Below are 14,488 nucleotides of genomic sequence, written 5' to 3'. Positions count from 1 at the left end.
GATACATTCGCTTTTGTGAGCTAAGGAAAGAATAAGGTTCTCAATCAATGCTTCTAGACTGACAAGAACGTTTTTGCTCAGGTGTGACTAAATTCAGGTATGAAAATGATTTTGCGTAATTTCAAAACCTTTCTAGAGACTAGCAATTGCAACGTCTCTATACCAAGATTTACACATCTAAATCAGCAACGCCCTTTTTTTTAGTTACAGTCGAGCAATTATCTTGGCATTCTCTGGTAGCTTGGTGTCTCTTTGTCCAGCAGTACGCGCCCTAGCTGTGAATAAACCAATGGGGGTATTTAATAAATCTACAAGAGTGGCTTGACTAACAATGCCTGGGGCGGGCTTCGCCAATGCCTTTTTAACATCTCTTGGTATTTCCTTCAATAACCAACGTGCCAAGCGATAGCCGTATTCTCTGGGTGTCATCTCTCGCATTAAATCTACACCGTGCAGTTCGTGCAAATAGCGATTTGAACATCCATAACGCCGCCATTGACTTTGCAGCTCTTGAAGTGTAGCGCGGTGGCGGTGCTGAACGATCGCATTTGGGGCAAATTCCAAACGCCCGATGTTTTCCCCCAAAATCCGCCAACAAATATCAGCATCACCACCAGTGGTTAGATAGGGGCGAAATAAACCCACTTTTTCAAAAGCAATGCGTCGAATCGCCAAATTAGCTGTTTGACCATAGGGACGAAAGGAATGGTTAAGGGTATGCTTTTGCGATAAAGTTTCTTGACGGTCTGCGTGTTGTTCTAGCAAAGTTGTGCCTGGTAGTGCCAAAATTTCACCAGCAACAATTACTACTTCTGCGTTGACAAAAGGCTGAATTAGTGTGTCTAACCATTGTGGTTGTGGGCGACAATCTGCATCGGTAAAAACCATAATTTCACCCGTAGCGGCGCGAATCCCGGTATTACGAGCAGCGTAAGAGCTTTGAATTTGGGTTTCGCTTAAGGGGCGAATTGTAATTGGGCAATTTTCGGCAGACGTTTTCAGGATGGTGAGAGTGCGATCGCTACTGTTGTTGTCCACCAACAAGTATTCTACCCGGTCTTTTGGGTAAGTTTGAGACAACAGACAATTGATTAACTCTGATAAATCTGCCTCACCGTTATAAATAGGAACAACCACCGACACCATTGGTAAAAAGCTGGTGGCGGTGGTTGCATCAACTGGCTGATGATTCATAAATTTGAGATTTTGGAGATGGGATTAGTAGCTAGTATTCCCAAACCAAAATCTTGGAACGGCATATCAAGCAGTTTTCATAACTCCAAAAATCTGGATTTGGGAATACTACTATATAAACACCTGGAAACAAATCATTCGCGTCAATTTAAAATTTCAGGTTATCGGCGCGGCTCATGGGTCGAGTGGGCTGATTTGCTGGCGGCTGGGCAAAGTTGTTATTTGATAGAATTGCGATCGCACGCGCATATTGCGGATCGCTCTTCGTTCCGATTAAATCGGGATTAGAAGCTAACTGCCGCTCTTGTGCCTCTGTCAAGTCTAGCTTGATATCTGGGGCAATCCCTTTATGGTTAATATCCGTTCCCGCCGGAGTGTAGTAATGGGCAATAGTGACAGCCAAGCCGGAACCATCTGCGAGTTCATGAACTGATTGAACTAAAGCTTTGCCAAAGGTTTGACCACCTACGACTACTGCCCGCTTATTATCCTTGAGCGCCCCTGTGAGGATTTCGCTAGCACTCGCTGAATTACCATCAACTAAGACCGCTAAAGGACGATTTGTTAAAGCAGTGCGATTGGCTTTAGTTTCCTCAGTGCCGCCCACACGGTCTATTGTCTTGACAATTCCGCCGTCATTATACCACATCCGAGCAATTTCAATGCTTGCCTGCAACAAACCGCCAGGATTTCCCCGCAAATCCAAGACATAAGAATCAACTTTCTTGGTGTTCAAATCGCGGATGGCTCGTTGCATTTGGTCTGCGGCGTGGGCGCTAAATTCCCGCAAACGGATATAGCCAACGCGGCGATTCCCTTCTTGTCTGAGGGTATAGCGTACCGTTGGGACTTCAATACTTGCCCTTGTCAGCTTCAATTCAAAGGCATTTTGACCCGTGCGTCCCAATCGCAGCTTAATGGGAGTACCCGCTTTACCACGGATGAGCTTAGAAGCATCATCCACTTTCATTTTGAGAGTGGATTTGCCGTCAATTGCCAAGATTTGATCGCCTGCTTTGATTCCAGCTTTCAGCGCCGGAGAGTTTTCTATGGCTTCGACAACGGTGAGTTGCTGAGTTTTTTCGTTCACTTCCATCCGAATGCCGATACCAGAGACTTCCCCTGATGTTTGGCTAGTCAGAGCTTCAAACTGTTGGGGGTCCATGAACCGAGTGTAAGGATCTCCCAACTTTTGTAAAGCTTCACGGATGGCAGTGTATGCTTCTTCCTTAGAAGAGTAGTCTTTGCTCAACAGGCTTTGCCTGGTTGCTTGCCAATCTTGTTGATTAAATTTACCATCAACATATTCATGATTTACCAGTTGCCAAACTTGGTCAACTATCACTTTTGGGCTGTCTTGTAGGGCTAGAGCAGCACGGACACCACGAGTCCAAGCGGGGCCGAACACAGACATGGTAGCAGTTGTGGCGATCGCTCCACCAATCAAGGCTACTTGGAGCGGTGAGTAACTTTTCGCAGATTGGTTCATGTATACTTAGCTGGAATAATTGTGTTGTTGACAGTTTAGCAATCAGGCTTTCCAGAAATTTTTAAGTTTTTATACCCCAGAATCAACTATGCTCCTTCATCATTTTTATCTTTAAATGATGCCCAAAATGCCGCATTAGTTATTAACAATCATTTCTCAGTTTGTTAGTCTACTCCGGAAGGCTATACTGAGCGTGTGACACTTTTATTAGCGTCATCTTTGCATTCTAGATTACTTTTATAAGATAGCACTTTGCTCACTGAATTGCAGTACTGTTATACAGCAATAAAATCAGTTTTTCTTACTTAAGTCATGAAACGCAAATTTACCATCAAATCATTAATTTCTATTAAAAAAAAATCTACTAATCTGTGGCAATTGTTACAAAAACTCAGTGGTGGATTGTACGTTGTCCTGGGTGTTTGGCTGATTTTTACTACTATAACCTTAGTTTTTGCTTCTTCGCAGCCAGGAGATGCGTTCTTTGTGCTTGGTGGCAGTATTCGTCGAGAAACTTATGTTGCCCAACTAGCAAAACAATACCCACAAACCCCAATTTTAATTTCTCATGGTTCCCCAGATCCGTGTATACGGTTAATTTTTCAGGCGGAATTAGCAGAGGTACAAAACGTTTGGTTAGAAAACTGCGCGAATTCTACCTTTGAAAATTTTTATTATAGTATTCCAATTCTGCGCCGTTGGGGAGTGCATAAAGTCATGTTGATTACTTCGCCCAGTCATTTACCCAGAGCTAAATGGATGGCACAGATTCTTTTGGGCGCTCATGGTATTTGGGTAGAGCCAAAAATTGTTCAAGAATTGGGTATTCCTGGTAATCAGGAATCTTGGACTAAAACTGGATTAGATGTAACACGCAGCTTATTTTGGGCAATTTTAAGTCAAATTATTCAACCGCAATGCTCAAATGTGACAAAACTTACTGATGTAGATATGCAAGCTTGGGAGCATCGAGGTTTTCATTGCGAACACCAAGGGGGGTTGAGCAGATAAGGGAGATGGGAATTTACCAGAGGAGTATGATGCTACTCCATTTTTTGCTAGCATGATAACCGTGTTATCATGCTAATTATGATAAGATCATTTAAGGATCGAGGAACCGAAAATATTTTTGATGGCAATGACTCAAAGGAAGCTCGAAAGCAATGTCCTATATATTGTTGGGACATTGCACGTAGAAAATTAGATCAACTTAATGCAGCGTTATCTCTAGATGATATTAAAGTTCCACCGGGTAACAAGTTAGAAGTATTAAAAGGTGAACGTAAAGGTCAGCATAGCATTCGGATTAATGACCAATATGGAATTTGCTTTATATGGACACTCGAAGGTGCATCAGAAGTTGAAATAGTTGATTACCATTAGGAGATAACAACAAATGAGAGTTCCAAAGTATAGACACCCATCACATCCAGGTGAAATATTACTTAAAGATTTTCTAGATCCAATGGGAATAACCCAAAGAGAACTTGCAGATGCACTTCACGTTCCTTATCAACGAATAAATGAGCTTGTAAATCAAAAGCGAGGTATGACACCTAGTACGGCAATAAGGTTATCAAAATTTTTCGGAAATAGCTCAGAGTTTTGGTTAAACCTCCAACAAAATTGGGAACTTTACCACGTTCTCAAGGAAGAAGAAGAGGAACTAAAAAGTATTTTGCAATTTAGAAGCACGAAGTAGCGCTTAAAAATAAAGCAAGTTCGTAGTAAGCACTTTATCCCTTATTTTCTAAGCACTAAAGTGATTACTACAAACCCTATACTTTAAAAAAGTTGTCATATTTACTTTATAAAAAACAAGTATAAAAATATGGGAGAGAAATTTGTCAACTATCAAATTTGTTCTAGTTCAATAGAGAATGTCGTAGACATTGTTAAAAACCTAACTAGAACAAAGGCTTATGTATCTCCTCCAAAAAATGGTTGGATTACGGTTTACGATCGGATGTCTGATTATGAATTTAAATATACTGAGATTAGTAACTTTTCTAAAAATTTATCTGCCAGTCTTTTAACTGTAGCATTCGCTTTTATAGTTTTTCCTGGCTTACATTTTATATATTTAGTATACGACACAGGAAAATTAGTAGATGAGTTTTATGACGATCCTGAAGCATCTGAATTTGGTTTTGATTATGTAAATGATGCTGTAAGAGAAAGATTTAAAGGTACTCCAGATAAATTATTAAAATACTGTCTACCAAGTACTACCTTACAATCAATGTCTCATATCTTAATATCTAATAAAAATAGAGATATTGAGTTTCTGGGACAAGAAGCTGCTTATGAACTAGCGCTATTACTGGGTATTGATGAATATAGAGCAATAAATGGATATAGTTATTTTGAAGATCGTAATCTTTATAATGAAAGAAATCCAGATATAGAAAATGCTAAAGATTTTTTACTAGTCAAAAATTTTTTCAATAACTAGTTATTAAGCTTCCTTATTCTTGTTAGAAGGCATTATGTAAAAATTTTGGTGCTTGTATATGACGCGATCGCCATAATATTCGTAACATTTATCGGCTTTAACTTTACAAGCACCGGACTAATTTTTTCATATAGGTATCGGGCGACTAGCTTCGTTGATTGGCAGGCATTCTGCAATTGCATCCAAGGGATAAATCAATGCAAAAGTTCCCAATTTTTCAGCATGAAAATAGCATCTCTATACAAAGACAAATCCACATGGTTAACTTCTATTCCCTCTCCGATTCCTTGTAGAAGGGTAATTGTCAATTTTCCTCCCAAATGTTCGCGGAACTCGGTAAGTCCCCTAAATATACAATGCGGATGGTCTAGTCGATCTAATTGCTCTGTCAATGCTGATACGTACAAAGTAAAGCCTAATTTTTTGAGCGTAGTTAGAACCCTTTGCCACTCTGATTGCAAGAGTTGCCCTGTTAAATATGAATAGGTTGTATCTAAAGCGATGCCGATCGCTACAGCTTCACCATGACGTAAGCTGTAATTAGTTAAATGCTCCAGTTTGTGAGCAGCCCAGTGTCCAAAATCTAAAGGACGCGATGAACCCATTTCAAAGGGATCGCCACCACCAGCAATATGCTCTAAGTGCAACTGAGAACAACGATAGATCAGTCTTTCCATTATGTCCATGTCTCGATTAGCCAATTTCTCGGCATTAGTCATAATGAAATCGAAGAAATCTGCATCTTTAATCAGCGCTACTTTTACCGCTTCTGCAATACCCGATCGCCAATCTCGATCGTCGAGGCTAGTAAGAAAATCAAAGTCATTCAAGACAGCATAAGGTGGCATGAATGTACCCAAAAAGTTTTTCTTACCGAAGGCGTTGATTCCGTTCTTGACTCCTACACCCGAATCATTTTGCCCTAATACTGTTGTTGGTACTCGTAGTAGCCGAATTCCTCGGTGAGCCGTTGTTGCTGCATATCCTGCCATGTCTAGGACGGCTCCACCTCCAATTGCTAAAACGTAAGAGTGACGGCACAATCCAGCTGCATTGATCTGCTGATGAATTTGCTCTATAAATCTAGAATCGTTCTTGACTGCCTCTCCACCTGGAACTACTATCGGTTCACCACTCAGTGTTATTACATCCTCATAACATTGGGCATAGGCTGATAATTTTTTTAACAGCCCATCTTGATATTGTAAAAAGCCTGCATCTACCACAGCTAGCACTTGTTTCGGGTTTATCTCCCCATCTGCGGCGATCGCTTGTGCAAGTAAAGGATTATCTAATTCAAACAGACCTCTAGTGAAGTGAACATCATAATTGAAGGTAACACGGACACATTGGTTAATTGGTTGTAGATTAAGAGCGCTTTTTTGTTGAATAGCCATTTGAATATTATTACTTTTTAAGTAACTGTAAATAGATACACTATTGCCACTAAAATAGACATGATAAATCCATCACGTAATTCAAGATTTAAATGAACTACTAGACAAATCTATTTACTAAATCAATCATACTTTTGAAGTATTTCACTTAATAGATAAAATTTAAAATAACATGAATTTACAATTTATATTAATGCTTATGCTTTATATCTGAGGTTAGTAATGGGGATCGTTATTACATAAAATTCTAATTTTTTTCCGTAAGATAATTTGAGAATTTATCTAATCAAAATGGTATCTTTACAGTATCTTCTTTAAAGTCAGGAGATTTTTATAGATTCAGTGAAGTTACGATCCCAGTAAGATATTATCTAACTGCTTCAAACCCAAAATATTAGGTTTAGTGCTATATTTTATACTTGGTTGTCACAAAGAAGTTGGGCAACTTATCCTGAATTTATCATGAGTAAAGTAAACAAATTACTGCATCACTGGCTGTTAAAGTCTGTTTCAGAGAAAGCTTTTACTTGGTTGGAACAGAAGCAGGCACAGATTGCTAGCGGCGCTGCTGAGAGTGTGTTTTTTACGGCTTTTAGTGCTGTGCCGCGTTATCTAGGTAAACAGGATTTGCAGCTAACATTCCAAGACTTGGAAGCAGCAGAGGATCTGATTCCCGGCTGGTATCCTGGTAATTGGAGTGTAGATCAAGCAGGTCGCACACTTTTGCTTTTAGCTTTGCCCCACGATGATGCTGAGGGCTATGTGCGATCGCTCGATCGAGTCTTCTCCACTGCCGATATGGGGGAGTTAGTTGTCCTTTATCAAAGTTTGCCACTGTTACCACATCCAGAGCTACATCGCCATCGTACTGCTGAGGGAATTCGCAGCAATATGAGTAATGTATTTCAAGCTATAGCACTGCGTAACCCTTATCCAGCAAATTACTTAGATAATGCTGCTTGGAATCAGATGGTGCTGAAGGCTGTGTTTGTCGGCAGTCCGTTGCATCTAATTTGGGGGCTAGATCGGCGTGCTAACCCAGAATTGGCAAGGATGTTGGCAGATTATGCCCATGAACGTTGGGCAGCTAAACGCTCAGTTACACCAGAACTTTGGCGACCTGTAGGACGATTTGCAGATAGTACAATCATCACAGATTTAGAAAAAGTACTGACTAATGGGGATACACACGAGCAAGAAGCAGCAGCGTTAGCTTGTGCCGAGTCTCCTTTACCCCAAGCGCAAGCATTACTTTCCCGTTACCCAGATTTACAGTCATCCATTCAACAAGGTAATCTGACTTGGAACAGTTTTAGCCGCGATGCCTCTGGTGGTCACTGAGCTTTGTCGTACTCCTCCGGAGAAGCAAGCTACGCGCAGCGTCTCGTAGAGAAGTGCGAGCTGCGCTAACGCCTTTTTGTTTACAAATAGAAGGGAGTAGGCAGTGTGGATGAGGGAGAAATCAATTCAAAATTAAAGTACTTCTGCCTTCTGCCTTCTGCCTTCTGCCGCCTGCCTCCTGCCTCCTCTTTCCCAATACCCAATTATTAAAACCATGATGTTTATCGATCCTCACATTCACATGTGTTCCCGTACTACTTACGATTACTTAGTAATGCGGGAATATGGAATTGTCGCCGTTATTGAACCAGCCTTTTGGTTAGGACAACCCCGAACTAACGCTGGCTCATTTAAAGATTACTTCAGTAGTCTTGTGGGTTGGGAACGGTTTCGTGCTAGTCAGTTTGGCATCCAACACTACTGTACAATCGGTCTAAATCCGAAAGAAGCTAACAATGAAGCGCTAGCAGCTGAAGTTATGGAACTGCTACCACTTTATGCCTGTAAAGAAGGAGTTGTTGCTATTGGTGAAATTGGCTATGACGACATGACAGAAGCAGAAGATAAGTACTTTTGTCAACAGTTAGAATTAGCCAAAGAACTCGATACGTTAGTACTAATTCATACACCTCACCGTAACAAGAAGGCGGGTGCTAGTCGGAGTATGGATCGCTGTATTGAATATGGCTTAGATCCTTCACAAGTAGTTATCGATCACAACAACGAAGAAACTGTTGAAGAAGTATTAGGACGTGGTTTTTGGGCGGCTTTTACGATTTACCCACAGACAAAGATGGGTAACGCCAGAATGGTAGAAGTTGTCCGCAAGTATGGATGCGATCGCATCATTGTAGATAGTAGTGCTGATTGGGGTATTAGCGATCCTTTGGCAGTTCCCAAAACGGCTCAGTTGATGTTAGATAGGGGTATTCCTGAAGAACATGTACGAGCAGTTTGTTATGAAAATGCCCTAGCTGCTTACAGTCAAACTGGGCAAATGAAAGCTTCAGATTGGCTCAATCCTCAATCTATCGATCAACGTCAAATGTTCAGTGGTAATTCTGTGCTACGGGGACAAGAACCAGGAATTAAATCAGTTTCAGATTTTGTGTTGATTGAATAGAAAATTGAGAGTGGGGAGTGTATAAATATCTGGTTAATCTGTAATATGCGGTTTATTTTGAGAGGTTACTAGGCATGGAGGCAGATAAGTGAATGTTGCAAGCTTAAATTTTCAAACCTGGCGAGGTTATCTGGAATTGATGCGTCCCGCTAATATTGTTACTGCTTGGGCGGATATTCTTCTTGGTTTTGCTGCTTCTGGTTCTGGAATTATTTTTGTTCAATTAATGAATGGAGAAGCAAGTTTTTCCATAGTAATTCCATTAGCTTGGTTGTTATTAGCTACAACTGGTTTATATGGTGGTGGGATAGTTTTTAACGATGTTTTTGATGCAGAATTAGATGCAAAAGAACGACCAAATAGAGCAATTCCTAGTGGTCGCGTATCTCGTGAAAATGCTACTTTATTGGGGAGTATACTGTTTGCAATCGGGATTATAGCTGCTTTTCAAGTATCGTTGTTGAGTGGTGCGATCGCAACATTTATTACTCTTTCATGCCTCCTCTATAACTCACTCGCCAAACATCATCCTTTTTTCGGCCCTTTAAATATGGGTTTGTGTCGTGGCAGTAACTTATTATTAGGTGTAAGTGCTGTACCCGAAATAATCGGAGAACGTTGGTATTTAGCATTGATTCCTGTTCTTTATATTGCTGCTATCACCGCAATTAGTCAGGGTGAAGTTCATGGAGGTAAGAAGATTACGGGAGTACTAGCACTACTGCTAATTGCAATAGTTTTGACAGCAGTTTTAGCTTTAGGATTATTAGAAGAGTATAGAGCGATCGCAGCCTTACCATTTGCTATTTTCTTAGCTATCAGAATCTTGCCTAATTTTATCAAAGCGGCGCGGGAACCGATAGCCGAAAATATCCGCAATGCTGTAAAAATAGGCGTTTTATCTCTAATAGTATTAGATGCAACCATTGCATCTGGTTTTGCTGGTTTGTATTACGGTTTATTCGTTCTAATCTTGCTACCAATTTCAATGAAGTTAGCAAAAGTATTTGCTGTTACTTAAATTAGAATGTATACACCCAGTAATGCCATTGATCGGTTGTAGGGGCGCACATCCATGCGCCCCTAACCATAAATATGTAGCAAGTATTTTGTGAAACAGTTTAAGCCAAAGAAAACAGATTACATATACAAGGGATAGAGCTAGAAAATGAAAATTACAAAAAACAATAATTTTCACTTAACTTATTGCAGCAATATTCATCCTGGTGAAAGTTGGCTAGAGGTTTTCGCCAATTTAGAAAAGTATATTCCCGAACTCAAATCACGTTTATCGCCAACAGAACCTTTTGGTATTGGCTTGAGGTTAGCAGATGTTGCTGCAAAAGAACTTTTAGAAAGTAATAACTTGGCTCAATTTCAAACTTGGTTAACTCAAAAAGATTTATATGTTTTCACCTTAAACGGATTCCCTTATGGCGGATTTCATCGACAGGTGGTAAAAGACCAAGTTTATGCACCAGATTGGTCTACACAAGAACGAGCTAATTATACATTAAACTTGGCACATATTTTAGCTGCTCTGTTACCCCAAGGACTTGATGGTGGAATTTCTACACTACCATTATCCTATAAACCTTGGTGGGTAAAAGACCAAGCAACTTTCGAGATGGTTCTGAAAAAGAGTTGTTTGAACATAGCATCAGTTGTTGTAGAAATGATTCGCATCGGTGAAGAAAGAGGCAAGATACTCCATATTGATTTAGAGCCTGAGCCTGATGGGTTGATTGAAAATACCTCAGAAGTAATTGACTTCTATCAAAATTGGTTATTGCCAATCGGTGGTAGTTATTTATCAGAAAAATTAAATATTGAGCAGAATTTAGCAGAGACTAAATTGCTAGAACACGTTCGGGTTTGCTATGACACCTGCCATTTTTCAGTTGAATATGAGCAGCCAAATTCAGTATTTACGCGTTTGCAATCGGCAGGAATTAAAATTGGGAAAATTCAAATCAGCGCTGCAATTAAAGTAAAAATACCTGCGGAGGTTGAGAAGCGTAGTTTGATAGTTGAACGCTTACGTCCTTTTGCAGAATCTACTTATCTTCACCAGGTAATAGAACGTCGCAGTGATAGTACACTCCATCACTATCCTGACTTAATCACTGCATTACCACATTTAGAGCAATCTCTAGCTGAAGAATGGCGTACTCACTTCCATGTCCCAATTTTTATTCATGATTATCAAATTTTGCAATCTACGCAAGATGATATTGCTACTGTTTTACAACTACTTCAGACAAATGATGCTTGCTCACATTTAGAAATTGAAACTTACACTTGGGATGTATTGCCATCAGAAATGAAGATAGATATGCTGACTTCTATTCAACGTGAATATGAGTGGGTATTAAAAGAATTCGCTGCAAATTAAAAAGTAAATTTATGAAAAAGACAGTTATTCTAAATGTTGTCGGATTAACGCCCAGTTTACTAGGAGAAAATACGCCGTTTTTATCTTCTTGGGCGGCTAAAGGGCAAATGGTTCCCATCAAAAAAGTGCTACCTGCTGTAACTTGTTCGGTTCAGGCTACTTATTTAACAGGAAAATTGCCTGATGAACATGGAATTGTCGCTAATGGTTGGTACTTCCGCGATGAGTGTGAAGTGAAATTTTGGCGGCAATCTAATAAACTAGTGCAGGCTCCCAAAGTTTGGGAAATAGCTAAATCAATCGATCCAAATTTCACTTGTGCCAACCTTTTTTGGTGGTACAACATGTACTCTACAGCAGATTATGCGATTACACCGCGCCCAATGTATCCCGCAGATGGGAGAAAATTACCTGATATTTATACCTATCCTAGTGATGTGCGATCGCAAATTCAATCTGATTTAGGCAACTTCCCTTTATTCGATTTTTGGGGGCCAAAAACTTCCATTAGTTCTAGCCAATGGATTGCCAATTCCGCAAAATGGATTGAGGAACGTTACAGCCCGACATTATCACTGGTTTATCTACCACATTTAGATTACTGTCTGCAAAAATTTGGTAACAATCAAACACAAATTAAAGCAGATTTGCAAGAAATTGATGCTGTTTGTGGCGATTTAATTAAATATTTTGAAGCACGCAACACTCAAGTAATTATTCTTTCTGAGTATGGCATTACCCCAGTTTCTAAAGCGGTGGATTTGAACCGCGTACTACGGGAAAACGGTTTAATTGCTGTACGCGAGGAATTAGGGCGAGAACTGCTCGATTTTGGTGCTAGCATTGCCTTTGCCGTTGCCGATCACCAAATTGCTCATGTATATGTGAACGATCCGGCATATATCCCGAAAGTGCGATCGCTTTTAGAAGCAACTGAAGGCGTGGCGCAGGTATTGGATGAAGAGGGTAAACAAGCCTACCATCTGAATCATCCTAGATCGGGAGAGTTGGTGGCGATCGCTCAATCTGACGCTTGGTTTACCTATTATTATTGGCTCGATGATGCAAAAGCGCCTGATTTTGCTAGAACTGTAGATATCCACCGCAAACCTGGTTACGATCCTGTAGAACTTTTCCTCGATCCACAGATTAAATTTCCTCAAGGAAAAATTGCTCTCAAGTTACTTAAGAAACAACTGGGTTTTCGCTACTTAATGGACGTAATTCCTCTGGATGCTTCCCTAGTTCGTGGTTCTCACGGTAACGTTACCACTTCTTCAGATGAAGGGCCTCTATTTATCACCCATCAAACTCACCTAGTTGACGAACATCAAATTGAGGCGACAGATGTTTGCTCGTTGATTCTCAAACATTTAAATACCTGAAAAGCAGCATAGAGGCAATATATAGCCTCTATATTCTCCCAAAATACAAAAAAGTTTCTGGTAATTCATAATCATATCGAGTATGCTTTTTATATAAACTCGTTATGACTATGAATTAGATTGTTCTATCAGTAGGCAACCGTCAATCTACTGACTAAAATCTACTGGGGGCAATCTGAGTAACTTACATGGAGAGCTTCTTTACCCATGACTGAACCCCAAAACTTGACAACTGCTGATGGTATTCCAGTTAGCGATAACCAGAACTCACTCACGGCTGGAGCGCGTGGCCCTGTATTAATGCAGGATTTCCACCTTATAGAAAAGCTGGCTCATTTCAACAGAGAACGTATTCCTGAAAGAGTTGTCCACGCTAAAGGTGCGGCTGCTCACGGCACTTTGACTATTACCAATGACATTACCCGCTACAGTAAAGCCAAACTTTTTTCTGAAATTGGCAAGAAAACGGAACTTCTCTTGCGCTTTTCTACAGTCGGAGGAGAAAAAGGTTCAGCAGATGCCGAGCGCGACCCTAGAGGTTTTTCCCTCAAGTTTTATACTGAGGAGGGTAACTGGGATCTTGTAGGTAACAATACCCCTATTTTCTTCATCCGCGACCCTTTGAAGTTTCCTGATTTTATCCATACCCAAAAGCGCAATCCCCAAACCAATTGCAAAGACCAGAATGCAAAGTGGGATTTTTGGTCACTCAGTCCAGAATCGCTTCACCAGGTGACAATCCTCTTTTCAGACCGGGGAATTCCCAAAACCCATCGCCACATGGACGGTTTTGGTAGCCACACCTTCAGTTTAATTAATGCCGAGGGCGATCGCGTCTGGTGTAAATTTCACTTTAAGACTCTGCAAGGGCATCAAACCTTGACTGAGGAAGAATCGGCTAAGATTAAGGGCGAAGATCCCGATCATGCGACTCACGATTTGTTTGAAGCGATCGCTAAAAAAGACTATCCTAAGTGGCGGATGTGTATTCAGGTGATGACCGAGGAGCAAGCGGAAAAACATCCAGATAATCCTTTTGACTTGACCAAAGTTTGGAAACAAGGAGAATATCCTTTAATTGAAGTCGGGATATTAGAGCTAAATCGTAACCCTGAGAATTATTTTGCCGAAGTAGAGCAAGCTGCTTTTAGCCCTAGTGCGGTGGTTCCTGGCGTTAGTTTCTCTCCTGACAAAATGCTTCAAGCTCGAATTTTTTCTTACCCAGATGCTCAACGGTATCGCTTGGGTGGTAACTATCAGCAACTACCCGTTAACCAGCCCAAATGTCCAGTGATGCATTATCAGCGAGATGGCTTTATGGCATCGGGGAACAACGGCGGTAGCGTTCCTAACTATGAACCGAATAGTGCTGAGGGTACGCCTAAAGAAAATCCAGTTTATGCAGAACCACCTAGTCATTTGGGCGATGTCACAGTCGATCGTTACAGTCATCGTGAAGGAAACGACGATTACACCCAAGCAGGTAATTTGTATCGGTTACTAACTCCTGAACAGCAAGAGCGTCTTGCTAAAAATATTGTCGGTAGTCTGAGTCAAGCAAGGCAAGACATCCAAATGCGTCAACTTTGCCACTTCTTCCGGGCAGATATTTCTTATGGTCGTCGTGTAGCTGAAGGATTGGGTATTTCAATCGATCCCTCAATGCTGGGTGCTACTGCTCAACCTGTAGGTAACTGGTAGCCTCGTAG

13 protein-coding genes are annotated in these 14,488 nt (G+C 40.7%); 10 read left to right on the top strand and 3 right to left on the bottom strand.

All coding sequences use genetic code 11. From position 1 onward, the window contains the following. Positions 1 to 204 precede the first annotated feature (204 nt). Together AC1F2U_RS17585 and ctpB are read right to left on the bottom strand one after the other, a co-directional pair. Positions 205 to 1,194: a glycosyltransferase family 2 protein gene (locus tag AC1F2U_RS17585; protein WP_480262272.1), complete on the bottom strand. Its 990-nt coding sequence runs from the start codon at positions 1,192 to 1,194 to the stop codon at positions 205 to 207. 148 nt (positions 1,195 to 1,342) lie between these two features. Next, on the bottom strand, positions 1,343 to 2,683 hold the full coding sequence (ctpB, locus tag AC1F2U_RS17580; RefSeq protein WP_480262271.1) for a carboxyl-terminal processing protease CtpB: 1,341 nt from the start codon (positions 2,681 to 2,683) through the stop codon (positions 1,343 to 1,345). Between the two features lie 312 nt (positions 2,684 to 2,995). Here ctpB and AC1F2U_RS17575 point away from each other — a divergent pair, with 312 nt between their 5' ends. The 4 genes from AC1F2U_RS17575 to AC1F2U_RS17560 all read left to right on the top strand — a co-directional run bounded on the left by AC1F2U_RS17575 (position 2,996) and on the right by AC1F2U_RS17560 (position 5,138). Then, on the top strand, positions 2,996 to 3,694 hold the full coding sequence (locus tag AC1F2U_RS17575; protein ID WP_480262270.1) for a YdcF family protein: 699 nt from the start codon (positions 2,996 to 2,998) through the stop codon (positions 3,692 to 3,694). A 78-nt stretch (positions 3,695 to 3,772) separates the two neighbouring features. Next, entirely contained in the window at positions 3,773 to 4,066 is a 294-nt protein-coding gene (locus AC1F2U_RS17570; protein WP_480262269.1) for a type II toxin-antitoxin system RelE/ParE family toxin, read from the top strand. A 13-nt stretch (positions 4,067 to 4,079) separates the two neighbouring features. Further along, a complete protein-coding gene (locus AC1F2U_RS17565) occupies positions 4,080 to 4,385 on the top strand; it encodes a HigA family addiction module antitoxin (protein ID WP_480262268.1) in 306 nt (101 codons plus the stop codon). A 129-nt stretch (positions 4,386 to 4,514) separates the two neighbouring features. Then, positions 4,515 to 5,138 (top strand): hypothetical protein, encoded by a 624-nt coding sequence (locus AC1F2U_RS17560; RefSeq protein WP_480262267.1) that lies wholly within the window; start codon positions 4,515 to 4,517, stop codon positions 5,136 to 5,138. A 194-nt stretch (positions 5,139 to 5,332) separates the two neighbouring features. Here the strand turns inward: AC1F2U_RS17560 and AC1F2U_RS17555 are convergent, their stop codons facing one another. Further along, complete coding sequence (locus tag AC1F2U_RS17555) at positions 5,333 to 6,535, bottom strand: 3-dehydroquinate synthase (RefSeq protein WP_480262266.1); 1,203 nt, start codon at positions 6,533 to 6,535, stop codon at positions 5,333 to 5,335. Between the two features lie 462 nt (positions 6,536 to 6,997). Here AC1F2U_RS17555 and AC1F2U_RS17550 point away from each other — a divergent pair, with 462 nt between their 5' ends. The 6 genes from AC1F2U_RS17550 (at position 6,998) to AC1F2U_RS17525 (ending at position 14,480) form a co-directional block, all read left to right on the top strand. Further along, positions 6,998 to 7,876 (top strand): EboA family metabolite traffic protein, encoded by an 879-nt coding sequence (locus tag AC1F2U_RS17550; protein WP_480262265.1) that lies wholly within the window; start codon positions 6,998 to 7,000, stop codon positions 7,874 to 7,876. A 214-nt stretch (positions 7,877 to 8,090) separates the two neighbouring features. Beyond that, the gene (locus tag AC1F2U_RS17545) at positions 8,091 to 8,999 is read left to right on the top strand and encodes a TatD family hydrolase (RefSeq protein ID WP_322712138.1); all 909 of its coding nucleotides are present in this window, start codon (positions 8,091 to 8,093) and stop codon (positions 8,997 to 8,999) included. Positions 9,000 to 9,087: 88 nt separating this feature from the next. Then, a complete protein-coding gene (gene eboC, locus AC1F2U_RS17540) occupies positions 9,088 to 10,020 on the top strand; it encodes a UbiA-like protein EboC (protein ID WP_480262264.1) in 933 nt (310 codons plus the stop codon). Between the two features lie 147 nt (positions 10,021 to 10,167). Continuing rightward, entirely contained in the window at positions 10,168 to 11,394 is a 1,227-nt protein-coding gene (gene eboE, locus AC1F2U_RS17535) for a metabolite traffic protein EboE (protein WP_480262263.1), read from the top strand. Between the two features lie 11 nt (positions 11,395 to 11,405). Continuing rightward, complete coding sequence (locus tag AC1F2U_RS17530) at positions 11,406 to 12,779, top strand: alkaline phosphatase family protein (RefSeq protein ID WP_480262262.1); 1,374 nt, start codon at positions 11,406 to 11,408, stop codon at positions 12,777 to 12,779. Positions 12,780 to 12,986: 207 nt separating this feature from the next. Beyond that, a complete protein-coding gene (locus AC1F2U_RS17525) occupies positions 12,987 to 14,480 on the top strand; it encodes a catalase (protein WP_480262261.1) in 1,494 nt (497 codons plus the stop codon). The last annotated feature ends 8 nt before the right edge of the window (positions 14,481 to 14,488 follow it).

Source organism: Nostoc sp. LEGE 12454 (assembly GCF_056620565.1).
Note: the sequence above shows the minus strand (reverse complement) of the source record. Positions and strands in the feature narration are given on the sequence as shown.

What these genes read in the sequence shown, in the direction of transcription:
- AC1F2U_RS17555 (WP_480262266.1), bottom strand. Translation starts at nt 6,535, where the DNA reads ATGGCTATTCAACAAAAAAGCGCTCTTAATCTACAACCAATTAACCAA.
- AC1F2U_RS17570 (WP_480262269.1), top strand. Translation starts at nt 3,773, where the DNA reads ATGATAAGATCATTTAAGGATCGAGGAACCGAAAATATTTTTGATGGC.
- eboE (WP_480262263.1), top strand. Translation starts at nt 10,168, where the DNA reads ATGAAAATTACAAAAAACAATAATTTTCACTTAACTTATTGCAGCAAT.
- AC1F2U_RS17560 (WP_480262267.1), top strand. Translation starts at nt 4,515, where the DNA reads ATGGGAGAGAAATTTGTCAACTATCAAATTTGTTCTAGTTCAATAGAG.
- AC1F2U_RS17525 (WP_480262261.1), top strand. Translation starts at nt 12,987, where the DNA reads ATGACTGAACCCCAAAACTTGACAACTGCTGATGGTATTCCAGTTAGC.
- AC1F2U_RS17565 (WP_480262268.1), top strand. Translation starts at nt 4,080, where the DNA reads ATGAGAGTTCCAAAGTATAGACACCCATCACATCCAGGTGAAATATTA.
- AC1F2U_RS17550 (WP_480262265.1), top strand. Translation starts at nt 6,998, where the DNA reads ATGAGTAAAGTAAACAAATTACTGCATCACTGGCTGTTAAAGTCTGTT.
- AC1F2U_RS17585 (WP_480262272.1), bottom strand. Translation starts at nt 1,194, where the DNA reads ATGAATCATCAGCCAGTTGATGCAACCACCGCCACCAGCTTTTTACCA.
- ctpB (WP_480262271.1), bottom strand. Translation starts at nt 2,683, where the DNA reads ATGAACCAATCTGCGAAAAGTTACTCACCGCTCCAAGTAGCCTTGATT.
- AC1F2U_RS17575 (WP_480262270.1), top strand. Translation starts at nt 2,996, where the DNA reads ATGAAACGCAAATTTACCATCAAATCATTAATTTCTATTAAAAAAAAA.
- AC1F2U_RS17545 (WP_322712138.1), top strand. Translation starts at nt 8,091, where the DNA reads ATGATGTTTATCGATCCTCACATTCACATGTGTTCCCGTACTACTTAC.
- AC1F2U_RS17530 (WP_480262262.1), top strand. Translation starts at nt 11,406, where the DNA reads ATGAAAAAGACAGTTATTCTAAATGTTGTCGGATTAACGCCCAGTTTA.